Source organism: Paenibacillus roseus (assembly GCF_016424485.1).
GTDB classification, from domain to species: domain Bacteria; phylum Bacillota; class Bacilli; order Paenibacillales; family Paenibacillaceae; genus Paenibacillus_D; species Paenibacillus_D roseus.
Genome location: NZ_JAELUP010000097.1, coordinates 88,163 through 110,370, shown reverse-complemented (window position 1 = coordinate 110,370; position 22,208 = coordinate 88,163). Strand labels below are relative to the sequence as shown.

Here is a 22,208-nt window from a genome sequence, read left to right as displayed (position 1 = left end):
GCCATTTGGCAGACGGCTGGCGATCTTCTTTTTTATGTCGTAAACGTCGATTTTAAGGTTGCCTTAAGGTTCGCAAATGGTTTTCTAATTCTTTTCCGGCACCATAGACAATGTCCAAAAGATCTATTTAAAAGAGAGGGGAACACATAATGTATTCCATTTATCGAAAAGGGATTGTCTATTTCCTGCTTTTGGCCGTGCTGATTGCCGGTTGCTCGTCAAAGAACGAAGAAGCTTCTCAGAAGCCGGCCATCGATCCCGACACGCCGGTGACACTGAAGGTCGCTTATATGAACGAACAGATGTTTTATCAAACCTACGGCAATATTTTCAGCGCGAAATATTCAAATGTGCAATTTGAGGTCGTGCCGACGATGGAAGTCGCCATGAGCGACGATCCGGCTCAAGCGATGATCGATTTGATCGATGCCGAGCAGCCGGATATCGTCATGCTGTCGATGGATCAATACGAAACGTTGGCAACGGAAGGCAAGCTGTACGAGCTTGATGCGATGATTCAGCAAAGCGGCTTCGATCTGGATAAAATCGTAGGCGGAGTCGTTCAATTGCTCCGCGACGCCGGCGGAGGCAAATTGTACGGATTGTCGCCGACATTTAATACTAAGGCGCTTTATTACAACAAAGATTTGTTCGCGCAATATAACATTCAGGAGCCGACAGACGGGATGACCTGGGATGAAGTGATGCAGCTCGCGGCCAGATTTCCGAGCGACGGAGACGACGAGACGCGCATTTACGGCTTCTCAAGCTCAATGTTCGCAAGCGATAGCTTCAAGCTCATTCAGGATATGGCGGCTGCCAAAGGGCTTAACTACTTGAATGCCGATGCCACGAAGCTGACAATGGAGGAGCGGGAATGGAGGGACATCTTCCGTGCTGTCGTCGAAGGCTATCAGCAGAAGTACGTGCACATGCCGACGCCGCCGCAACAGCAAGGAGGAGAAGGAGGAGGCATAAGAATGGCGCCACTCTCCATGCTGTTTATGGAAGGCCGTGCGGCTATGGTCGTCGATAACTCGACGATGGTCAACATGCTTGGCGCTGGCGCAGGGAGAGGCCAGGTTGGTTCGGGCAAGGGAAGCGGCACTAGCGTCGGAGCAACCGGCTCCATGCAGCGCAAAAACATTAATTGGGGCGTGGTTACCGCTCCGGTAGATGCGTCCGCACCGAATATGACAAGCTCCTACAGCGTATCGCAAGTTTTTGCGATTAACGCGGCATCTTCGCAAAGTGCTGCGGCATGGTCGTTCATCCAGTACGTTCATAGCGACGAAGCGGCCAAAATCCGCTCGAATACATCAACGGAGCTGCAATCGCGCATCGGTTACGAAACGAATGCGAACGGCATCAATTTGGAAGCTTTTTATAAGCTGGACCCGCTTCCGATGGAAACGACGCGCTGGTTTCCGAAGGGCTTCCGCACCAGCTTCGAAGCTATTGCGAACGAAGAGGTCGCTGCGGCGGCGAAAGGTTCAAAAAGCATTGACGAGGCGTTCGATTCGATTTTGAGCCGGGGTGCCGACGCGCTGGCCGAAGCCAACTTGAGCGGCGAAAAAGAGCAGGGAGGGGCAACATTTGGCGGAGCTACAGGCGTCTTCATTGGCGGTTAGTGTCATCGGTGTGCATAAGCGCTTTCGCAACGGTTCGGCCGAGGTCCATGTGTTGAAGGGAGTTGACTTCAGCTTGGCGCCGGGGCAACTCGCCATGCTGAAGGGACGCTCGGGCTCCGGCAAGACGACACTTATGAACTTGATCGGGGGGTTGGATGTGCCGTCCGAGGGCAGCGTCATTGTTAATGGACTTGAGCTTCACAAGCTAAACGACAAGGAAAGGACGCGCATGCGGAGGCGCGATGTAGCGTTCGTGTTTCAATCGTTCGCCCTCCACCCGCTTATGACCGCATGGGAAAACGTCGAACTTGGCATGCGAATGGCCGGCTTGCCATCTGCTCAGTGGGCTGACAGAATTGAGTATTGTCTGGAGCAGGTAGGCATGGCGGAGCGGGCGCAGCATCGTCCTTACGAGCTGTCCGGAGGTGAGCAGCAGCGGGTTGCAATCGCGAAAGCGATTGCTCCCGGTCCCCGATTGCTGCTGGCCGACGAGCCGACAGCCGAGTTGGATACGAAAATGTCGGCGCGCGTTTTGAGCCTGTTCCAATCGTTGCGGGTCGAAGAAAAAATGGCGATATTGATGACAACCCATGATCAAACGATGCTGGAGGTAGCGGATCATGTACTTGAAATGGAAAGCGGGAAGCTGGCTTAAATTATGGACGGTCCGCGCGCCGCGCCGTTTGGTCGCGCTGGCGATGCTGGTCGCGCTGACCGGCTGCAGCTTTACTACTGCGACACCGGAGGCGGAGCTGCTGGAGTTGGTCGAACCGCCCAGCATCTCCAAAAAACCGGAATATACCGCTGTGAAGGCAACGATCGAAATTACGGCGAAAGCGACGGGCAAGCTGATGAGCGAGAAGAAGGAAAGCTTGCAATTTTCCGTTGACAGCGGACAAATTGCGGAAATTCTCGTCGCGGTGGGAGAAAAGGTAAGCAAAGGACAGGTAATTGCCAAATTGAACACGGCCACTCTCGAAATGCAAATCAAGCGAAAAGATATCGAGGTGCGGCAGGCGGAGCTAAACATGATCGAAAAGCTGCGAGATGATAACCGAACGGAGCGGCAGAATGAATTGGACGCGCTCAGTTTCGAGCTGCTTAAAAGTGAGTACAATGATTTGAAAGCACAGCTGGAAGCATCGATGCTGAAGGCGCCGTTCGATGGCACGCTTGAATCATTTAGCAAAGCGGTGGGCGAATCGATAAAAGCCTTTGAGGCGGTCGCCGTAGTTGCCGACTTGAATAAGCTGGCCGTTGCTGTACGATTCTCATCGTCTGATTTGGAAACGATCGCGCCGGGCATGGATGCGATCGTTAATATTAATACGGCTGGCAGCTATAGCGGAAAAGTGCTGCGCATGCCGATCGGCTCCTCAAACGACGAGGATTCCTTGGATCAATATGTGCTGATCAAGCTTAATGAACTCCCGTCCAATGTCCGTGCCGGCACGCCGCTAAGCGCTGCAGTCGTCACCGAGCGTAAAGAAAATGCAATTCTCATTCCGCCTGCGGCGCTCCGCAACGTTGCCGCTTCAGGCAGAAACTATGTGCAGGTTGTGGACGGGGAGGGTAACAAACGAGAGGTCGATGTTGAGGTCGGCTTGACGACGGCAACCGAAATCGAAATATTGAAGGGACTTGAGCCGGGTCAGAAGGTGATCGGCAAATGAGGCCGATGATACGTTTTTTGCGCCGCAAAATGTGGAACAACCGTGCGATGACGATCAGCTCCTTTATCGGCTTGCTGCTCGCCGTTTCCTTTGCGGCAGCGATCCCGCTTTATACGAATCATGCGCTGTCGCGGATCATATCCGTCTCGCTGGCCGAGGGAGACAATGCAGGAGCCCCGCCCGGCTCGCTGCTTACGCGTTATCAAGCGGCGCGAGGCGAATATACGGAGCCGTCGGCCATTGCCGCTCTGAACGAGTATATGTCAGACAAGCTGCCCGGCCGCATCGGCTATCCTCAGTTGCAGTCGGTTGCCGCTTATTCGTTGGCCCAGTCGCCTCTGCGGCATGTCGGCCCTGACGGTTCGGCGGATAACCGAAGGAGACAAATGTCGCTTATGGCGCAGACGGGGCTTGCCGATCACGTAACGCTATCGGCAGGCGCCATGTATGACCCGGAATCGAAGAATGAGTACATCGAGGCAATCGTATCGGAAACGGCGCTGGCCCGCAATTATTTAAAAATCGGCGACGTCTACCAATACCAGCTGCCGACCAAATTCGGCAACAAAACGATCGAAGTCAAAGTCGTAGGCGCGTTCACTCCAAAAGACGAGTCTTCCGACTATTGGCATCAAGGACTCGATGTCTACACGAGCATGCTAATGATCGCGCCGGAAACGTTCGTCTCGTCGCTGCTCGAAACGAATTCGGCGGTGATCGGTTCCGCTAACTGGTACGCGCTCTACGATTTGGCCGGGCTTGGAACGAGCGACTTGAACCGGCTCGAGAGCTTGCTGCAGCGATTGGAGACGGATATGTTCCAGATTATGCGCAATACGCGCGTGGATATCAGCTTTCTGGATTTGATCGCCGCTTTCAAGCGCGAAAGCTTGCAACTGCAGGCTATGCTGTTTACGCTGGCGGCCCCGATGCTGGCTATGTGCTTCTACTATATCTACATGAATGCGAGGCAGTCGCTGGAGAGACAACGCAATGATATCGCCGTGCTGCGAAGCAGAGGCGCGGAGATGGGATTGATTTACCGCATTTATTTGTTGGAAGGCTTGTTGCTTGGCGCGGCGGCTTGGTTGCTGGGCATGCCGATTGCGGGGGTCATGGCCCGATTAATGGCAGCGACCGACGGGTTTATGCAGTTCGCACCGGGCAAACAGGCGAATCTGGCCTGGAACTCGTCGGCCGGCGTATACGGGCTTGCCGCTGTCGTCGTGGCCGTGCTGGCGAGTACGCTGCCCGTCTCTGGCTACGGCAAGCAATCGATCGTCGACTACAAGAAGGAACTGGCGCGGGCCGACAGGGCGCCGTTATGGCAGCGTCTATATTTGGATGTAGCGCTTGCGCTTGCGGCTGCCGCCGGCTGGTATGCGTTTTATTCCGGCCAACTGCAAGCGGGGCAGCAGACGGAGGCGGGCGGCATGCAGCTTCATCCGCTCTTTTTCTTTGTGCCGGCCGTGGCGATCTTTGCCGCCGGATTGCTTTGTCTAAGGCTGTTCCCCATTGTCCTGAAGCTGCTGCATCGCATGCTTCGCCGCCGGATTCCGGTGGCGCTTCATCTCGTACTTGTGCAATTGTCCCGTTCGCAAAAGACGTATTTTCCGCTCATGCTGCTGCTTGTGATGACGATGGGACTCGGCATTTATCATGCATCGGCGGCTCGTACGATCGATCAAAACGAGACCGAGCAGCTTATGTATGCCAACGGCGCGGATGTCGTACTGCAACCCGTCTGGGAAGCCGAGGTCGAGCTTTACGACGCGGAGGGCAATTACATCCCGGAGGATCAGCCGAGAACAATTCATTACGCGGAGCCGCCTTCGGCGCCGTTTGAGCAAATGCCGGGCGTCGTATCCAGCGCCCGTGTGCTGACGCAGGACGGAGATATCGGCATCGGGGGGAAAAGCCTAGGCAAGGTCAAGCTGATGGGAATCGACAATGTCGGCTTTGCCTATACGGGATGGTGGCGATCGGACTTGTACAAAAACGCGCATCCGTATACGCTTCTGCGTTTACTGGGCGCGTACGAGCACGGAGCGATCGTATCGAAATCGTTCGCGTCCCGCCATGGCCTTGCGCCCGGTGATTTAATCCGGGTGACCTTGCAGGGCGAGCCGATCGAGCTCGTCATCGTGGCCATTACGGAATATTGGCCCTCGTTGGAGCCGTCAGCTCCTTTCGTTATCGCAAATATTGACTACGTGTACGACCATATCCCGCTTATGCCTTATGCGCTTTGGCTGAAAATGGAGGAGGGAGCGAGGATGATGCCCGTAGTCCAGCATTTGCGGGAGCATGGCATTGAGACGGCCAGCGTAAAGGATGCGCGGAACGAAACGATATTGCGCCGGCTGCAGCCCTCAAGGGAGGGCGTGTTCGGTATTTTGACGCTCGGTTTTCTCGTGTCAGTCGCCGTTTCGTTTATTGGCTACTTAATATTTTGGCTGTTCAGCTTGGCGCGCAGGACGCTGCAAATGGGCATTTTTCGTGCAACGGGCTTGTCCCGCGGCGGATTGACCTTCATGCTGCTGGTCGAGCAGCTGCTTACGACAGGCCTTTCGATTGCGCTTGGTCTGGCAATCGGCAGAGCAGCCAGCCGGCTGTTTCTTCCGTTTCTCCAGGCAAGCGGGCAAAACCAGACGCCGCCATTTGCCATCGTGTTTCATATGAACGATACTGTTCAATTGCTATCGATCGTTACGGTTATGATTGCGATCGGCGCATTTCTGTTAACGATGCAAATCAGAAGACTGCGCGTCCACCAGGCGGTCAAGCTGGGCGAAGAAAGGTAGGATCGCATGATCGATTGCGAAGGGCTGGTCAAAATATTCAAATCGGACGGCGTAGAGGTCGTTGCGCTACAAGGACTTAATCTGAAGGTGGAAAAAGGCGAAATGTTCGCCATTATCGGCAACAGCGGAAGCGGTAAATCGACTTTGCTGAACATATTGGGCGGTCTCGATCGTCCAACGGCGGGAAAAGCGATTGTTGGCAACTGGAACCTGCTCGAAATCGGCGAGAAGGAGCTTGTTGATTACAAGCGCAATACGGTCGGTTTCATTTGGCAAAATAATTCGCGCAATCTGCTGCCGTACTTGACCGTTCTCGAAAACGTGGAGACGGCCATGATGGTCGCCGGCGGCTGCGATAGCGCCTACGCGAAGCAGCTTATCGAGTGGGTAGGCTTGACCCCGCGCATAAATAACAAGCTGACGCAATTGTCGGGGGGCGAGCAGCAGCGAACCGCCATCGCAATCTCGCTCGCCAATCGTCCGTCCTTGCTGCTGGCGGATGAACCGACCGGTTCGGTGGACGCGCAAACCTCGGATCAAATTATGGGTATTTTTCGCAAGCTGAACAAGGAAACCGGGGTTACGGTCGTCATCGTTACCCATGATTTGTCGCTGGCGCGCAAGGTTGATCGCGTCGTCGCCATCAGGGACGGCATGACGAGTTCGGAGATGGTCAAACGTTCACCGTTGCTTGCGTCGGAAGAAGACGACCCGTCGGCCGGTGAGCATGAGGAATATGCGGTTGTCGATCGATTTGGGCGGCTGCAAATTCCGATCGAACTGCGCGAGCGTATTGGCATTAAAGATAAAGTCAAGCTAACGGCGGAAGGCTCGAAAATTACGATCGAACTGCCGGAGCCGTCTTAGATTCGGAGTACAAACTTAGATTAAGGATAAGGAGTTGTTAGGAAATGTCGGCTTTACGAGCGCGCGAATACGAAACGGTCGTTCGGCCCTATATGCCGGAGTTGCGTAAATATTGTCTTCATTTGTCGGATTCGGTTTGGGACGGCGAAGACTTATATCAGGAAGTGCTGGCCAGGACATTTCGTTATTATGCGTGCTCCGGACCGATTGCGGATGTGAAGCCGTATTTGTTTCGTGCAGCCAGAAACCTGCGTATTGATCAGTCCCGCAAGCGAAAGCGACAACGGATCGGGTGGACGGCGCTCGAAACGTCTTGGAGGGATAGCAGCTTTGTTGAAGTGAGGGGATGGGTCGAGTGGGTGTACCGACGGCTTCCCTATCGCCAGCTTGTCGTCTGGCTGCTTTCCGATTATTTCCGTTATGCAATGAGCGATATTGCGCACGGTATTGGAATGACGATGTCGGCGGTTCGCTCGCTGCTTCATCGGGCCAGATCCAAATTGCGCGCATGTGTGAAGGAGCGGTTCGGCGATGGCGAACCGACCGTCAAGGAGCGCTTCGGCCCGGAAGCAGGCAAGCTGATCGACCTTTGGATGACCTGTATCATGAAGGATAATCCGGCAGCGTTGCTTCGGCACGCCGCGTCAGTCGGCGGAACGACATTCGGATAAGCACGTACGCATGATTGCAAGGGATTTGCCGCGCAGGGCGGCAATTATACAAGCACTCCTATGTTGCGGATAATCCGCTTCGTACGAGTGCTTTGTTTATGCCTATGGGATAGAATCCGAGCTTTACCTTTAATACTGTCCATAATCGTTTCCCTTGCCCTGGGAGAACATTAGATTGCTCTTTATTTTTTCATTAATAAGTAGATGAAATACGGAGCGCCGATTATAGCTATCATGACACCAGCCGGAATACCGTCCGGGTCTAGTATATTGCGTCCCAATGTATCAGCAATTAACAGCATCCAACTGCCGATAAGAATCGCAATAGGAATAAACAGCTGATTTCTCGGTCCCACCATGGCTTTGGCGATATGCGGGGCCATGAGTCCGACAAAAGAGATCCCTCCTGTGACAGAGACAGCAGAGGCAGCGAGCGCTACGGCAGTCAGGATTAAACTGATTCGTTCTTTTTCTATAGATACGCCTACCCCAATGGATACAGATTCACTGAGCATTAACAGATTTAAACGGTTAGCCTTGTATAACGAGAACGGAATCAGGATAAGCAACCACGGGACAATCGCCCAAATAAAGGGCCAATCAGCACCCCAGATACTGCCTGACAGCCATCTGGCAATAAAATCTACTTTTGATCGTTCTGCAGAAGAGATAAGCATAATCATAGCGCCGGATAGTGCCATGGAGAAGCCGATTCCGACAAGAATCAAACGGATGGGCTGCAGGCCAGTCTTTTTGTTATAAGCAAACAAATAGATCACGCAGGCTGTTGCCAGAGCGCCAATAAACGCGGCCAGGGGCAGCATGTAGATGAATGATCCTGCATGAATAGGAAAGAACAGAAAGAAGACGGCGACCCCAACTCCAGCTCCGGAGTTGATTCCGATGATGCCAGGATCAGCCAGATCATTGCGTGTCACTCCTTGCAGGATGGACCCGGATAAGGCCAATGCCATACCGGACAATAGGACAATGATAATTCTAGGCAATCTTACGGAGAACAGTACAAACTCTTCTTTAAAAGTACCTTGACCAAGCAGAGTCGGAAGTATTCGGTCAAAAGATACGGAGGATCTCCCTAGTCCTGCAGCCACAATAGCTGTGATGAGAAGAAGAGCCAGCAGCGTGATCACCGTAATGCGTTGTTTTCTAATTACTGAAGGATGGATCATGAGAGCACTTTGCCTCCTTTGTGAACAATTATCAGGAAGAATGGCAAGCCGAGCACAGCAATAATAGCTGCCACAGGAGTCTCATAATGTGTGTGGACAGTTCGTCCCAGTGTATCTGCAAACAACATAAATGTTGCTCCTGACAGCACGGACATGGGTAAAATGAAACGGTAGTCCTTGCCTACGAAGAAGCGGACAATATGGGGGATCATTAACCCTATAAATGCCATATTTCCTACCAGTGCAACGGAAGCGCCTGCCAAAAGGATAATGACCAGATACAGCATCATTTTTATTTTCACTATATTTTGCCCTAGTCCGGCAGCTACTTCTTCACTGAGACTAAGAATTGTCAATTGTCTGGATAGAAAGAGCGATACAATGATCCCAAAGCAGATAAAGGGAACGATAACCTGGAGTTGAGCCCATGTTGTTCCGACTAAGCCGCCAGATGTCCATAAAGAGACATCCTTTGATATTTTGAAGTAAAGGGAAATGCCTTCAGCAATTGCAAATAGGAAGGCTGAGATAGCCGATCCCGCAAGTACAATGCGTAGAGGGGAGAACCCGCCTTTCTTCATTGAGCCAATACTGAATACTAGCAAGGTTCCCACCCCAGCGCCGATAAAGCAAGCAATCATGATGCCTAACGTGCTGAGAGAAGGAATAAATGCCAATGCAATAGCTAAAGCAGCGTTAGCTCCTGCTGATAATCCCAGCAAGCCGGGATCAGCCAGCGGGTTCCTGGTCATGCCCTGCATAATTGCCCCAGATACGGAAAGCGCTGCTCCTACAAAGGCAGCAGCTACTTCCCGAGGCAAGCGAATTTGGCGAATAATCGATATGTTGTCTCCCTGGGCATGTGGTGTCAGTGCAGACCAAAGTTCATGGAATGTAATATCCGCTGCACCAAAAATCATCGCAATGATAAACATAGCCACAAGCCCGATAATTCCTGCGAACAGTTTATAAATAAAAGGGATAAAAATCGCTCCTTGCAAGGATTATTTTCCTAGAAAATGCTCGATAAAGAAGTCCAGTTGATAATCCAGGGTAAGCGCATCATTGAAGTAAAATACTTTCGCATTTGCTTCAAATACACGATTATTTTTCACAGCAGGCAAGTTTTTGTAGATATCTGTATTCTGGAAACTGTTGTCTGCATCAGGGTCTTTACTGAAGATGAGGTAATCTCCCGCATATTGTGGAAGAACCTCCACTGACAAAGCGTAGTAACCGTCTTTAAGAGCGCTCTCTTTGACTTTCTCAGGCATATTCAGCCCCATTTGTTGGTACAAAATTTCTGTTCCGCGTCCCCAGTTGTCGCCAAATACATAGAGTTCTTTCATGGAACTTTCAATAACAGATACGGTTGCATCTGGCCCGATCTTTGCCTTGATTTCTTCCCCGGCCTTGGATGCCCGAGATTTGAAGTTGTCGATCCAGGCTTGGGCTTCTTGTTCTTTATTTAATGCTTTGCCAATCTCCAAATGTTGAGCCAGAAAATCCAGCTTGCCATAGGTATATGTTATTGTAGGGGCAATCGTTTTTAATTTATCAATATTTTTGGCGATTGAAAGCCCGATAATCAAATCAGGTTCCAGTTCGATGATTTTCTCCAGATCTTCGTCAGAGACAGATTCCACATCTTTAAGTGCTTCTGCAAAGCGTGGATTTCCCTTCTCCCATGAAGTCACACCTGCCAGTGGAACACCAAGCTGCATTACATTGCCGGCAAAACCTGCCAGGACGACAACACGCTGCGGATGAGCAGGAACCTCAATAGGTCCATCTTCGGATTGATAAGTGATCGTGTCTTTTGTATGATCGGAAGCAGTTGCATTGCCTGAGGCTTCTAGTGTGCGGGCCGTGTTGGCAGAGGTGTTATTCTGCTGGGCTGAATTGCTGCATGCGCTAACGGCCAGCACCAACAGTATCAAGGGTAGTAGGAACAACTTTTTCATAACTAGAATCTCCTTTTAATAAATTGTAGGTTACACACATAGGTTTTTTGGTTCGCTGATCGATGCCAACCCAATACTTACTTCTTCTGTATAGAGGCGAACCATAGAATATCCTCCGTAAGTTATTCATTAATACTGATAATCATTATCAACATTGATAAATATATCGTCATTCTTTTTTAATGTCAATTGTTTTCTTGAATTGAGTCGGCTCGGGCAATGCTCGCGTGCGCTGCGAATCGATTATAATTTAGCTTTTTCTTTCCAGTTGCTGAACAATCGGTACACCATGTCCGTTCACCAGCCTCTGGACGGACTCCATTTGCTGAATATACTTCTTTGGCGTTAAGAAACTGAACTCCTTAAACTCTTTTATGAAATGATTTTGGTCAAAGTAACCCATCTCGAAAATACGATCAAGCGCCTCATTGTATTGCTTACGCTCCAGCAAATGAAGCACATTCTGGAAGCGCACGATACGGCTGAGAAGCTTGGGTGACACCCCTACAAATTTTTCAAAGGTTTTCAACATATAACGGCTCGAATATCCGGTATCCTCAGATAATTCCTTTACATTCAATGCCCCCCGGGAAGTAATGATTTTCTCTGTTAAATACTGGACGAGAGGAGGAATCTTCAGATCGTCGCGAAAATGCTTCAGATAAAAGATTTCGAACGCACGAATTCTACCCTCGAAACTGGATTGCTCCGCAATTTTCTCAAGCAGTTCCGTGGCATGGGGGAACACTTCTTGCACCGGAATTTGCATCTCACTAAATTCGCCGATCGGATACTTAAAGAAAAACTCCGCGTATCCAGGCATGAAGCATATGACGAAATATTCACATTCCGAGCGGATAAAAACACCCTGCCTGCCTGTGAAGATATTCCCGCAAATATTGGCCGATGGATGCTCCCTGTGACAGCAAATCACGAGATGCAGGCATCTGTCGGGAGCTATGAATATCTGGTTTTTATTGAACTCATTGATATAAAATCCATAAAATAAAAGCCCGCCTTGAAAGAGGGGCGAAGCATCCGTTCGGCGTTCAATGTATGTGTCCAGAACCTTTTTGAAAATGTGCGGGTGATACGGATATGTTCTTCCATTAGCCGGCCTCATGAAAACCTCTCCCCTTTCTAATCCCAATAACTCCTATAGGATAATATTAATGTTTTATAATAATCACTTTCCTCTAGGTTGTCCTTTTTATAGTTCCGTTTTTTACTATATTTTCGTTCTAAATCCCCATATAATCTATTAAACCGAATGAGTTTACTCGGAATTGTAGTTTAAGGAGGCTTTGATATAACTCTAATTTAGAGTGATAAATAGAGGATTATCATTTTGGAACTAGGACTTGATTATCTTTTGAACACAGTGTCAGAAAGAGAGAGGCTATGAAACTAAATATATATAACGACTGTCTGAACCGGGACTGGGAACGTGTAGCCCAAATTATGAATTACTTCGGGTTATCCGACGCTCTGGACCAAGCCCATAAGCAGGCCTTCGAGAACAGCTACGTTGTTACTTTCGTTTATGACGACGAGACTTTGATCGGATTCGGACGCGCCATCTCTGACGGTGTATCCCAAGCTGCCATATATAATATTGCCGTAGCTCCAGAGTATCACAATCAAGGTATTGGCCGACTGATTATTGAGGATTTGTTGAAATTCGTCAAACACTGCACTGTCGTCTTATATACACACCCTGATAAGGTGAATTTTTACAAACGTCTAGGGTTTCGTCGAATGAAAACCGGGATGGCTATCTATCGGAACGAAGACAAGCTCGAGGAAATGGGATTTATTGAGTAGATTTGGATATTTGTCTAATCAAAGGGTAATTTAAGGGAGATAGAACGATGACGACAGAGAATTTGCAATCCAATGCCAATCCAAGACCAAAAGAAATCGAGCATGAGCTCGACGAAAAAGGATATTTTAACCGTCAAAAAAATCGTTTTACCACCCCGTTCGGCGATGGTGAAAGCAAACTTCCGATTGAAGCGGGGCGCTACCGTCTGATCTGGTCCAAAGGCTGCCATTGGTCAAATCGGACTTCGATCGTACGGGAACTGTTGGGTTTAGAAGAAGCAATAAGTGTTAATTTAGTGAAACATGGAGAACATGGGCAGGATGTTGGCTGGGAATTTCTCTACGATGAGAATGGAACCGACCCGGTGCTTGGCGTACAGTTTCTGAGAGAATTATATACGAATGCGGAGCAGAATTATGAAGGAAGGGCGACCGTGCCGGCAGTAGTTGATATTACAACGAAAAAGGTCGTCAATAACGATTACGTATGGTTAACCAATTACTTGGAGAACGAGTTCGCCCCGTTTCACAAGCCAGGGGCCCCTGATTTGTATCCCATCCACTTAAGGGAAGCAATCGACAAGTATAACGATTTTTTGTTTCACAACGTCAACAATGGTGTGTACAAGGCGATGTTCGCTCGGTCCATAGAAGCTTATAATGACGCCTATAACCAGCTATTTTCGGCGTTGGATACTATTGAAGAGACATTGGATACGAATCGCTTTCTCTTCGGCGACTATGTTACGGACTCCGACGTCCGGTTGTTTGTTACACTGGCCCGCTTTGACACTGACTATTTCAAATATTTAGGACCGCTTCGCAACCGTATCGTTGATTTTAAGAACATCTGGGGTTATGCGCGCGACTTATACGAAATTCCGGCATTTAAGAACAATACTTATCTGCGGGATATAGTCAAATCAAATGGAAACAAATCGATCCTTTTTGTAGATTTCAACACCCGGTTTTGGGATCAAATCGATTATGAAGGTCTTTGGTCAACGCCGCATGACAGACAAACTAAAAGCGCTGACCCGGAGCAAAAATTTTTTACTGGGCAGGCAGGGGGATTCTAAAAGATGAGAAAAACAAGCAAGCTCGCATTTGTTCTGACGGCCGCACTTCTGCTGATCGTCGTCACAGCCTGCGGAAATAACGCTGGCAAAGAAACAGCCAGCGGGGGACAGACTACTGTAAATATCGCCACAGGAGGCTCAGCCAAGCCTTTTACTTTTGTGAACGACACTAATAAAATCGACGGATACGATATTCAAATCGTAAAAGCGATTTTTGAAGGACTGCCCCAATACAAAGCAAATATTGAAACAACCGAATTCTCGTCCATCTTTGCCGGATTGGATACCGATCGTTATCAGATCGGCGCCAACAATTTGGGCAGCAATAAAGAAAGAAAAGAGAAGTACATTTATTCCGACCCAATTTTCGAAAATCAATTCGTGATTGCCGTCAAGGCAGGTCGGACCGACATCAAGACATTCTCTGATCTTGAAGGTAAAACGACCGAAGTCAACCCCGGCGTAAACTATACGATTGCTTTGGAAAACTATAATAAGGATAGCGCTAAAAAGCCGGTTGTATTGAAATACACAGAGGCCGAGCTGGCAGCCCAACTGCAGCATGTGGAGGACGGGGTGATCGACTTCTCTATATTGGATGGCCCTATGCTTCAGCTCTACATCAAGGAGTATCATCTCAAGCTTACCGGAATTCCGCTATCGCAGGAGGATTCTGATCGGATTGGCGTACCGTACAGCTATCTCATCCTCAGCAAGGGCAAGAACAGCGAACAACTGGTTAAAGATGTTAACCAACGAATTAAGGAATTGATTACGGACGGTACGATTTCCAAGATAAGCCAACAATATCTGGATGGTGACTTTGCGCCTAAAATTCAATAAAGGAATCTTATTATGCCTACTATTTTTGATATTGAGCTTGTGTTTAGCCTGATTCCCAAGCTGCTTAAATACTTGCCGGTAACGCTCGAACTTACCGTTATATCCATGATTGCGGGGCTCCTGCTGGGGCTCCTGCTTGCTATCATCAAGATGAAGAAAATCCCCGTCCTTTATCAAATTAGCGTTGTGTTTATTTCATTTATCAGGGGTACGCCTATCTTGGTTCAGTTGTATTTGTGTTATGCTGGAATTCCGCTGCTCCTGAAATACTACAACTATTATCATGAGACAAGTTACAATGTGAATTCCATTCCGGCCGTCTTTTATGTGTTGATTACTTTATCGCTTAATGAAGCGGCATACAATTCAGAAGTCATTCGAGCTGCCCTGTTATCCGTTGACAAAGGTCAGACAGAAGCTGCTCAATCGCTAGGCATGACGTATGGACAGGTCCTAAGGCGCATCATCCTTCCGGAAGCCTTCATCGTCGCTCTGCCAACACTGGGCAATAGCCTGATTGGACTCATGAAGGGAACCTCGCTTGCATTTGTCTGCTCGGTCGTCGAAATTACGGCACAATCGCGGATTTTGGCCGGAAATAATCTTCGGTTTTTCGAGTCCTATGTTGCGGTGGCCTTGATTTATTGGGCGATGACGATATTGATTGAGCGGGCGATTGTATTCTTGGAAAAACGACTTGATATTGATTTCAAGAGTATGAGGAAAAGAAAAGGGGATGTGATCCTTGATTGAGATTCGGGGCTTAACAAAGTCATTTCATCCTCATACCATACTGAATCATATTGACTTGACGATTCGAACAGGAGAGATTGTTGCCGTTATCGGTTCCTCAGGCGCGGGAAAATCCACATTGTTAAGATCCATCAATCTTCTGGAAATTCCGGATAAAGGAACGATCAAGATTGGGGAAGTTAAGGTTGACATTGTTAAGCGAACAAAAGCGGAGACACTGGAGCTCCGTAAAAGAACGGCCATGGTATTTCAGCAATTTAACCTATTTCGTCAAAAGACAGCCCTTGAAAACGTAATGGAAGGATTAATTATCGTCAAGAAAATTCCCAAAGAAGATGCGCGTAAAATTGCTATGCTTCAGCTTGAAAAAGTCGGCCTAATTCATAGAATCCATCATTACCCAAAACAATTGTCCGGCGGGCAACAACAGCGTGTAGCGATTGCACGTGCTTTGGCTATGCAGCCGCAGCTCCTGTTGTTCGATGAACCGACCTCGGCTCTCGATCCCGAATTGGCCGGAGAAGTGCTGGATACGATCAAGAAGACTGCCGAAGAAGGAAACACCATGCTGCTGGTTTCCCATGAAATGAGTTTTGTCCGTAAAATAGCTACGAGAGTGCTGGTACTCGATCAAGGTGCTATCGTGGAAGACGGAGCGCGGGAAGAAGTATTTTCAAATCCCAAATCGGAACGAACCAAGCAACTGCTGGCCAATTACTATCGAGACCGGGACCCGGAATTCGCAATCTGAAATGGACCTTCCACGTATTCATGAAGAAAAAAAGCTTCTAACACCGCTTATTTGCCTAATTATTTTTGTATACTGTTCCAAAAAATTTTAAATGACACATCTAGCGCATATTCGAAGGATTGTTTTGTATTGTATAACAAATGAACGATCAATCCATCGAATAAAATGATGAAGCTTAGAGAACACTCATCCGGTGTAAAATTGAGTGATTCTTTCTCAAAGACCTTTACGATTTCTGTTTTTAAAGAATCTAAATATAAAAGGTAATGAGATGAAACAAAAGATTCAATTTCTAACGGCGTAGAAAAGGAGAAGATTTGCAAAAAGCTTGAATTTATCTTATCGTGTGCTCGCAATTTCATCTCCTTTAAGAATGTATAAAGGATTTCTTTTGAAGGTTTACTTGATAAATGATTGAAAAGTTGTTGAGTGAACAAAATTTCTTCCTCTATGACTTCACTATAAATTTCCTTGAACAATTCTTTTTTTGAAGGAAAATGGTAAGACATAGATTGCTTAGTTATACCGGACTCATTAGCGATTTGCGCCATCTTAACACCTTCATAACCATGCTTGTAAAAATGTTTAATGGCTATTTGCTTTATTTTTTTTTAGACATTTGTACCTCCTATAATAAGTTGAACGAAAGAACCTTTCACACGCAGGCCTTGCCTGACTTTCTTTCGTTCAACTTATATAGCTTATTGGATTGCTGCTTTTTTAGTACCAAGTAACCCACATACATCATAAACATTAAAATATAAATGAATGTGGCTACAATATAGGTCACTTGATAAGATGTTGCTGCTGCGACTAGCCCAAGTATTAGAGAGCCTCCGCCAATGCCGATATCAAAAAAGTTAAAAAAAGTTGCCATAGCATGTACGTGTTCGTGTTCATCAACTAAATTGATAGCCCATGTTTTAAGCGCTGGTAATAGAGAGCCAAAACCAAAACCGTAGAAGACGGCTGCTGTAAAGAAGGCAAAATCAGTAGTAGCGATATACAAAGTACTTAAAGCAATAATCGAAAAAATGGAACCTGGAATCAGGATAATAGGTGGTCCATATCGATCAAAGAGCTTTCCGGAAATTAAGCGAATGAAGAAACTTGCTGCTGCAATAACAAAGAAAAATAATCCGACTTGTGAAAAGTTTTTTTCAATCGCATATAGGGAAAAGAATGACATGATTCCCCCTGCAGCTATACCTACTAATAAAATGAGAATTGCAGGAAAGAGAACCCTCTTTTCCAGTAATTTCATTTTAACCTCGGTTTCTTTATCTAATTGTTTTCCTTCCGGCGCTCTTTTAATAAGAAAGGCCATTACGGCAGCTAAAAGCAAAACGGCCAATCCCCCTAAAAACAACCTTTGGAAGTCGTAGAGTTCTAGTGTCATGGTCCCCAACATTGGACCAACAGATATGGCTACTGTTTCTCCTGCACCAAAATAGCCGATACCTTCCCCGCGACGTTGTTTAGGTACTATTTCGGCTGCAAGAGTAGCAAAGTACGTCGTTATGAGACCGAATCCTGCCCCATGAATCAAACGAATGATTAACAACATACTTATATCATTTGAAAGATAATATGCACCTGTTGCAAGGGCATTAATCATAATACCAAAAGTCAACAAAAACTTTTTATCCATTTTACTCGCAAGTAAGCCTGAGAATGGCCGGATCAGTATAGCTGATAGCATAAATATACCAGTAACTAAACCAACCTGACTAGCCCCGCCTCCTAAATTTTTAACAAACAACGGTAAGGTGGGCAAAAGCATTTCAAATATCATAAAAACTAAAGCGTTTGAAACTACAATAAAAATAAAGGATAATGACCACATTTTATGATTTACTTTTGTGCTATTCATACAGCATGTCTCTCCTCTTTGTTTTTAGCCGACAAGATCATTATATATGACCATAGTCACAAGTCAAGTGTTATAAAATAAGGTTTTTATTTTAATTTTATATGACACAAGTCATATAAAATGATTTTGCTTTGCCCGAAAATGTTATTTCAATGACGTAGCTAAATGCAAACATTAATGGAACCTAAACAACCGGGGAACAAAGCCATGACGATGATGAATATTACGCCATATGTGAATCATCATATGGACGAATTGTCAGGCGGTCAGCGGCAGCGGGTATGGATTGCTATGGCGCTTGCCCAGCAAACGGATATTCGCCGGCAGAAGTCATTACGAGCAATCGAATCTATGAAATTTTTGGCCTCAACTGTACGGTCAGTAAGGACCCGGTATCCGGCTCGCCCTTAGTCGTGCCTTCATGTACAAGCAGGGCTCTCTTGCTAGTTACAATGGAATTGTTGCAATGAACCTTCATTTTCACTTCAATCAGATTCGATGACAAGCGTATTTATATTGAATCCATTGCTGCGCTTACTCCACTATTCGATTGTTGACAATGTCTGTATAATGGATTTTAGTAAGCGTTTTCTGCCCCCCCAGGGATGGCAAAGCCCACTTACGCTTGCAAAGGCGATAGAAAGGAGAATGAGTGGATGCAGGTTGCCAGGCAATGGATGAACCAGGTGAGGCAACGATTATCTGATATCAGCATTACGAACAAATTGGCGATATTTTATGTCCTGATTCTGATCATTTCAATTACCGTCTGCACCTTGCTCTATCAACAAATCTATTCCAGATTGGTCTATAACAAGATTGGCGAAGCATCCATCCAAATTCTTTATTCTATCAAGTCGAGTGTCAATCAGACGATCGACAATCTGAATAACTATTCCAAGATGACGTTAGCCAACGAGGATCTGCAGTCCACGTTAAGGAATCGCAATATATATTCGGATTTGGCGACGCAGAAGCGTGTCCATGAATATTTAGTGCACTTAATCGAGGCGGTGCCGCAGATCGAATCGGTCTATTTCTTTGACAACGAATCCCATGAATATATGGTAGGCAACCTTGGCATCAACCAATTCAAGCTAGGCAGCATTGAAGATGCGAGCTGGTATCACGAGGTTCTGGACAATAATGGCTCTTATATTCTGAAGCTGAACGGAGGAGGAGCGTTCTTTAAGGATGAGAAGCGCAACTTCGTCTCGATGATTCGGGTGGTACGGGATACGGAGAGCATCAAGCCGATCGGCATTTTAATTCTCAATATTCGTGAATCGGCTTTCCAGCTTTCTTATGGCGATATCGTTGATCAATACAAGACAAATATTACCCTGTTGGATGAGAACAAGGAGAGCATTGTCAACACGGACGATGCTACTAATGAATTGGAGGGCTATCTGAGTAAGGTAGAAACCAAAGAATACGACGTCAAAAGAATGCAGATAGACGGAGATGACATGATCGTCTCTCACCTTAGAGATAGTCAGTTCAACTGGAATATCGTCAGCATGATGCCTGTAAGGGAACTGTCGAGCGAGTCCAGAGCTGTCAATTGGATTGGTGTTGCCGTTATCGTCATGAACAGCATTCTCTTGTTCATCGGGTCGGTGTTTATATCCAGAATGATTACAACTCCCATTAAGAAGCTGCTTGCATCCATGCGAGGTATTGAGCGAGGTGTGTTTAAGCCGGTGGAGATCAATGTCGGGAGGAATGAGATCGGTCGGCTCAGAGACGGCTACAATATCATGATCAGCGAAATTCAGAATCTCATCAAGCGAGTCATCGAAGAGCATAAGATCAAGAGGCAAACCGAGTTGAACTTGCTGCAGGCGCAAATCAAGCCCCATTTTTTATATAATACGCTGGATTCGATCAATGCTCTGGCCATCACAGGCAAGACGGATGAGGTTAGCGAGATTGTAGAGGCGCTGGGCCATTACTATCGTATCAACTTAAGCAAAGGCAGGGAGATCATCACAATCGGGGAAGAACTGGATGGGCTAAGAAGCTACCTGGCGATTCAGAAAATCCGATACGGCAGCATGTTCGATGTTGTCTACGAGGTTGATGAGCGTATTCTTAACCGCCGCATTCCGAAATTGATTCTGCAGCCGCTGGTGGAGAATGCTTTGTACCACGGCATTCGTGCACAAGGCGAGCCTGGTGTCATTACGGTAACAGCCAATCTCGCGGCTGGTTCGATTTTGCTTCAGGTAGCTGATGACGGCGCAGGGATGGATGAGGAGATGCTGCAACTGCTATCCGGCGAGAAGCTGGATTCGGATGCTGTCAGCTTCGGAGTGAGAGGAACGATGGAACGTTTGCGAATTTTCTTTGGGGTCGACCACATCTGTCAGATCGAGAGCAAACCTGGGAATGGGACCAAAGTGACCATACAGATACCGGATACGGAGGGAAGCGAACATGATAGAGGCTCATTCAGCCAGTATGATTAGATTGATGCTCGTCGACGATGAATTTTTGATACGGGAGCTATTGAAGAGACGAATCAATTGGGCGCAACTTGGCATGGAGATTGTGTGCGAGGCCGCGAGCGCTCATGAAGCGCTGGAACTCGTCGAACAATTCGAGCCCGACATCATTGTAACGGATATCTGCATGCCTGTTATGGACGGGATTGAACTAAGCAGACAGATTCTCAAGAAGCGTCCGGGCATGCAAATCGTGGTGCTGACCGGGCATGAGGAATTCGAATACGCCAAGCGCAGCATTAATGCGGGAATCGCAGATTTCTTATTAAAGCCGATCAATGCCAATGAGATCGAGCGAGTTGCGCTCAAAATCAAGGCGAAGCTGCTGGAGGAACGGAACCAGCGGCATGAATTGGAGGCGTTAAAGCAGAGACTGGAAGTCAATCTGCCCTTCTTGAGAGAGAAATTCCTTCATGAGTTGATTCATCAGGAGCTGGAGTTGGATGATATCCAGGAAGCGCTGTCTTACTACGGGTTGAACATACACAGGGATGAAGCGAATTATCAGATCGCTATCCTGGAGTCGGAATTCGACCACACTGCCGAAGCGAACGGGGAAGAGGCCAAACTGCTGCTTGGTATGCAGTGCAAAGCCGTGATCTGCGACTATTTTCATGGGCGGGGCAGCGTTCATCTCTTTTCCGAGTACGACAAGCGAATCGTTCTGCTGAGCAACGACGCGGAAGTGAGTTTGTCAGAATGTTGTGAAGTGATCCAGTCTGAACTGATCGAGCGGTTTTCGTGTGTGGTGAATATCGGGATCGGCACTGCGGTTCATGAGCTTAAATATTTGCAGCGGTCGTACAATGAAGCTAGCGAGGCGCTCGATTATAAAATTATCGTTGGCAAAAATCAGGTGGTCTGCTATGACGAGCTCGTTTTCTTAGCTGGCGGGCATGCTCCAATGCAACCGAAGGGACTAGATCAGCTCAAGTTCTATATCAAAACTGGACTATTGGAGAAGGCGGATCTGCTGATCGAGGACCTGTTCACGAATGTCGGCCCGCTTCAGAGCGGAACGCTCGACGCTATAAGGCTGCTGGCCCTGGATGCAGTGACTGCCGGTTTGCATGCGCTGCACGAATTGGGAATCGAAAGCTCGGACGGTTGGATAGAGCAGGTTCAGCCTTTCAATTCGATCCTCAAGCTGGATACGCTGCCAGCTATCAAAACTTACTTGAAGGATTTTAGCTTAAGCATGATCACCTATATTAATGGGCTCAATACGAAGAAAGTCAATCTGGTCGTCCAGCAGATTAAGGAATATATTCAGCAGTACGCAGAGGACGCCAGCCTGTCTTCTTCCGGAATCGCCAAAACCTTCTATTTGAATCAAAGTCATCTAAGCCGGTTGTTCAAACTGGAGACGGGCCAGACCGTAATTGAATATATGACGCGGATTCGAATGGAGAAAGCTATTGAACTGCTGAAATCTACGGATTTGAAAGTGTACCAGATTGGGGAGCGGGTAGGAATTCCAGACCCTCACTACTTTAGCATCGTGTTTAAGAAGGTCACTGGCAAGTCCGTCAACAATTATCGAAAAACGTCACTATGAAGGTTCATGGGCAACAGGAGTCGTGGAAGGACGGTTAGCGCGCGCTAACCGTCCTTCCCATCTATAAAAAGGCGTTTTTTTGAAAATATAAGAATTTACAAAGTTCCTGCTATAACTGGCTTATATTTCACCACGAAACGAAGTTTTTGCTCGTCAAAGGACGGCAAAGCCGTTTACGCTTGCAGGCATGCAAAAATAGTGAAATCTTGCGTCAAAATTA

The 22,208-nt window shown here is 47.5% G+C and carries 19 protein-coding genes and 1 pseudogene; 14 read left to right on the top strand and 6 right to left on the bottom strand.

Going from position 1 to position 22,208, the window contains the following annotated elements:
* Positions 1 to 149: 149 nt before the first annotated feature.
* From JFN88_RS16830 to JFN88_RS16805, 6 genes are read left to right on the top strand one after another with little or no spacing between them, the layout of a single operon-like run.
* The gene (locus tag JFN88_RS16830) at positions 150 to 1,631 is read left to right on the top strand and encodes an ABC transporter substrate-binding protein (protein ID WP_199020466.1); all 1,482 of its coding nucleotides are present in this window, start codon (positions 150 to 152) and stop codon (positions 1,629 to 1,631) included.
* Positions 1,597 to 2,286 carry an ABC transporter ATP-binding protein gene (locus JFN88_RS16825; protein ID WP_199020463.1) on the top strand — a complete coding sequence of 230 codons (690 nt, stop codon included), beginning with the start codon at positions 1,597 to 1,599 and terminating at the stop codon, positions 2,284 to 2,286. The genes JFN88_RS16830 and JFN88_RS16825 overlap by 35 nt, the downstream gene beginning before the upstream one ends.
* Positions 2,252 to 3,304 (top strand): efflux RND transporter periplasmic adaptor subunit, encoded by a 1,053-nt coding sequence (locus JFN88_RS16820; protein ID WP_199020461.1) that lies wholly within the window; start codon positions 2,252 to 2,254, stop codon positions 3,302 to 3,304. The genes JFN88_RS16825 and JFN88_RS16820 overlap by 35 nt, the downstream gene beginning before the upstream one ends.
* Positions 3,301 to 6,108 carry an ABC transporter permease gene (locus JFN88_RS16815; protein ID WP_199020459.1) on the top strand — a complete coding sequence of 936 codons (2,808 nt, stop codon included), beginning with the start codon at positions 3,301 to 3,303 and terminating at the stop codon, positions 6,106 to 6,108. The genes JFN88_RS16820 and JFN88_RS16815 overlap by 4 nt, the downstream gene beginning before the upstream one ends.
* A 6-nt stretch (positions 6,109 to 6,114) precedes the next feature.
* A complete protein-coding gene (locus JFN88_RS16810; RefSeq protein ID WP_199020457.1) occupies positions 6,115 to 6,975 on the top strand; it encodes an ATP-binding cassette domain-containing protein in 861 nt (286 codons plus the stop codon).
* A 44-nt stretch (positions 6,976 to 7,019) separates the two neighbouring features.
* A complete protein-coding gene (locus JFN88_RS16805; RefSeq protein ID WP_199020455.1) occupies positions 7,020 to 7,646 on the top strand; it encodes an RNA polymerase sigma factor in 627 nt (208 codons plus the stop codon).
* Between the two features lie 182 nt (positions 7,647 to 7,828).
* Here the strand turns inward: JFN88_RS16805 and JFN88_RS16800 are convergent, their stop codons facing one another.
* The 4 genes from JFN88_RS16800 to JFN88_RS16785 form a co-directional block, all read right to left on the bottom strand.
* Positions 7,829 to 8,836 (bottom strand): FecCD family ABC transporter permease, encoded by a 1,008-nt coding sequence (locus JFN88_RS16800; RefSeq protein ID WP_199020453.1) that lies wholly within the window; start codon positions 8,834 to 8,836, stop codon positions 7,829 to 7,831.
* Positions 8,833 to 9,837 (bottom strand): FecCD family ABC transporter permease, encoded by a 1,005-nt coding sequence (locus JFN88_RS16795; RefSeq protein ID WP_233167958.1) that lies wholly within the window; start codon positions 9,835 to 9,837, stop codon positions 8,833 to 8,835. Before JFN88_RS16795 ends, JFN88_RS16800 begins: the two co-directional genes overlap by 4 nt.
* 3 nt (positions 9,838 to 9,840) lie before the next feature.
* Entirely contained in the window at positions 9,841 to 10,800 is a 960-nt protein-coding gene (locus JFN88_RS16790) for an iron-hydroxamate ABC transporter substrate-binding protein (protein ID WP_199020451.1), read from the bottom strand.
* A gap of 250 nt (positions 10,801 to 11,050) precedes the next feature.
* The gene (locus tag JFN88_RS16785; protein WP_199020449.1) at positions 11,051 to 11,923 is read right to left on the bottom strand and encodes a helix-turn-helix domain-containing protein; all 873 of its coding nucleotides are present in this window, start codon (positions 11,921 to 11,923) and stop codon (positions 11,051 to 11,053) included.
* 278 nt (positions 11,924 to 12,201) lie between these two features.
* On the opposite strand from JFN88_RS16785, the gene JFN88_RS16780 reads away from it, so the two are divergent.
* From JFN88_RS16780 to JFN88_RS16760, 5 genes are read left to right on the top strand one after another with little or no spacing between them, the layout of a single operon-like run.
* The gene (locus tag JFN88_RS16780) at positions 12,202 to 12,624 is read left to right on the top strand and encodes a GNAT family N-acetyltransferase (protein ID WP_199020448.1); all 423 of its coding nucleotides are present in this window, start codon (positions 12,202 to 12,204) and stop codon (positions 12,622 to 12,624) included.
* A gap of 47 nt (positions 12,625 to 12,671) precedes the next feature.
* The gene (locus JFN88_RS16775) at positions 12,672 to 13,703 is read left to right on the top strand and encodes a glutathione S-transferase C-terminal domain-containing protein (RefSeq protein WP_199020446.1); all 1,032 of its coding nucleotides are present in this window, start codon (positions 12,672 to 12,674) and stop codon (positions 13,701 to 13,703) included.
* A 3-nt stretch (positions 13,704 to 13,706) separates the two neighbouring features.
* A complete protein-coding gene (locus JFN88_RS16770) occupies positions 13,707 to 14,546 on the top strand; it encodes a transporter substrate-binding domain-containing protein (RefSeq protein WP_199020444.1) in 840 nt (279 codons plus the stop codon).
* A 12-nt stretch (positions 14,547 to 14,558) separates the two neighbouring features.
* A complete protein-coding gene (locus tag JFN88_RS16765; protein WP_199020442.1) occupies positions 14,559 to 15,299 on the top strand; it encodes an amino acid ABC transporter permease in 741 nt (246 codons plus the stop codon).
* Entirely contained in the window at positions 15,292 to 16,050 is a 759-nt protein-coding gene (locus tag JFN88_RS16760) for an amino acid ABC transporter ATP-binding protein (protein WP_199020440.1), read from the top strand. The genes JFN88_RS16765 and JFN88_RS16760 overlap by 8 nt, the downstream gene beginning before the upstream one ends.
* A 59-nt stretch (positions 16,051 to 16,109) precedes the next feature.
* Here the strand turns inward: JFN88_RS16760 and JFN88_RS16755 are convergent, their stop codons facing one another.
* On the bottom strand, positions 16,110 to 16,640 hold the full coding sequence (locus JFN88_RS16755) for a TetR/AcrR family transcriptional regulator (RefSeq protein WP_332908496.1): 531 nt from the start codon (positions 16,638 to 16,640) through the stop codon (positions 16,110 to 16,112).
* A gap of 65 nt (positions 16,641 to 16,705) precedes the next feature.
* Entirely contained in the window at positions 16,706 to 17,923 is a 1,218-nt protein-coding gene (locus JFN88_RS16750; RefSeq protein ID WP_199020436.1) for an MFS transporter, read from the bottom strand.
* Positions 17,924 to 18,124: 201 nt separating this feature from the next.
* Here JFN88_RS16750 and JFN88_RS16745 point away from each other — a divergent pair.
* The 3 genes and pseudogenes from JFN88_RS16745 to JFN88_RS16735 form a co-directional block, all read left to right on the top strand.
* Positions 18,125 to 18,393 (top strand): annotated as a pseudogene (locus tag JFN88_RS16745) (hypothetical protein); the annotation flags it as partial.
* Between the two features lie 186 nt (positions 18,394 to 18,579).
* Positions 18,580 to 20,394: a sensor histidine kinase gene (locus JFN88_RS16740; RefSeq protein ID WP_199020434.1), complete on the top strand. Its 1,815-nt coding sequence runs from the start codon at positions 18,580 to 18,582 to the stop codon at positions 20,392 to 20,394.
* The gene (locus JFN88_RS16735) at positions 20,363 to 21,988 is read left to right on the top strand and encodes a response regulator (protein WP_199020432.1); all 1,626 of its coding nucleotides are present in this window, start codon (positions 20,363 to 20,365) and stop codon (positions 21,986 to 21,988) included. Before JFN88_RS16740 ends, JFN88_RS16735 begins: the two co-directional genes overlap by 32 nt.
* Positions 21,989 to 22,208: the final 220 nt, after the last annotated feature.

What these genes read in the sequence shown, in the direction of transcription:
- JFN88_RS16830 (WP_199020466.1), top strand. Translation starts at nt 150, where the DNA reads ATGTATTCCATTTATCGAAAAGGGATTGTCTATTTCCTGCTTTTGGCC.
- JFN88_RS16820 (WP_199020461.1), top strand. Translation starts at nt 2,252, where the DNA reads ATGTACTTGAAATGGAAAGCGGGAAGCTGGCTTAAATTATGGACGGTC.
- JFN88_RS16815 (WP_199020459.1), top strand. Translation starts at nt 3,301, where the DNA reads ATGAGGCCGATGATACGTTTTTTGCGCCGCAAAATGTGGAACAACCGT.
- JFN88_RS16810 (WP_199020457.1), top strand. Translation starts at nt 6,115, where the DNA reads ATGATCGATTGCGAAGGGCTGGTCAAAATATTCAAATCGGACGGCGTA.
- JFN88_RS16805 (WP_199020455.1), top strand. Translation starts at nt 7,020, where the DNA reads ATGTCGGCTTTACGAGCGCGCGAATACGAAACGGTCGTTCGGCCCTAT.
- JFN88_RS16800 (WP_199020453.1), bottom strand. Translation starts at nt 8,836, where the DNA reads ATGATCCATCCTTCAGTAATTAGAAAACAACGCATTACGGTGATCACG.
- JFN88_RS16790 (WP_199020451.1), bottom strand. Translation starts at nt 10,800, where the DNA reads ATGAAAAAGTTGTTCCTACTACCCTTGATACTGTTGGTGCTGGCCGTT.
- JFN88_RS16785 (WP_199020449.1), bottom strand. Translation starts at nt 11,923, where the DNA reads ATGAGGCCGGCTAATGGAAGAACATATCCGTATCACCCGCACATTTTC.
- JFN88_RS16780 (WP_199020448.1), top strand. Translation starts at nt 12,202, where the DNA reads ATGAAACTAAATATATATAACGACTGTCTGAACCGGGACTGGGAACGT.
- JFN88_RS16775 (WP_199020446.1), top strand. Translation starts at nt 12,672, where the DNA reads ATGACGACAGAGAATTTGCAATCCAATGCCAATCCAAGACCAAAAGAA.
- JFN88_RS16770 (WP_199020444.1), top strand. Translation starts at nt 13,707, where the DNA reads ATGAGAAAAACAAGCAAGCTCGCATTTGTTCTGACGGCCGCACTTCTG.
- JFN88_RS16765 (WP_199020442.1), top strand. Translation starts at nt 14,559, where the DNA reads ATGCCTACTATTTTTGATATTGAGCTTGTGTTTAGCCTGATTCCCAAG.
- JFN88_RS16750 (WP_199020436.1), bottom strand. Translation starts at nt 17,923, where the DNA reads ATGAATAGCACAAAAGTAAATCATAAAATGTGGTCATTATCCTTTATT.
- JFN88_RS16740 (WP_199020434.1), top strand. Translation starts at nt 18,580, where the DNA reads ATGCAGGTTGCCAGGCAATGGATGAACCAGGTGAGGCAACGATTATCT.
- JFN88_RS16735 (WP_199020432.1), top strand. Translation starts at nt 20,363, where the DNA reads ATGATAGAGGCTCATTCAGCCAGTATGATTAGATTGATGCTCGTCGAC.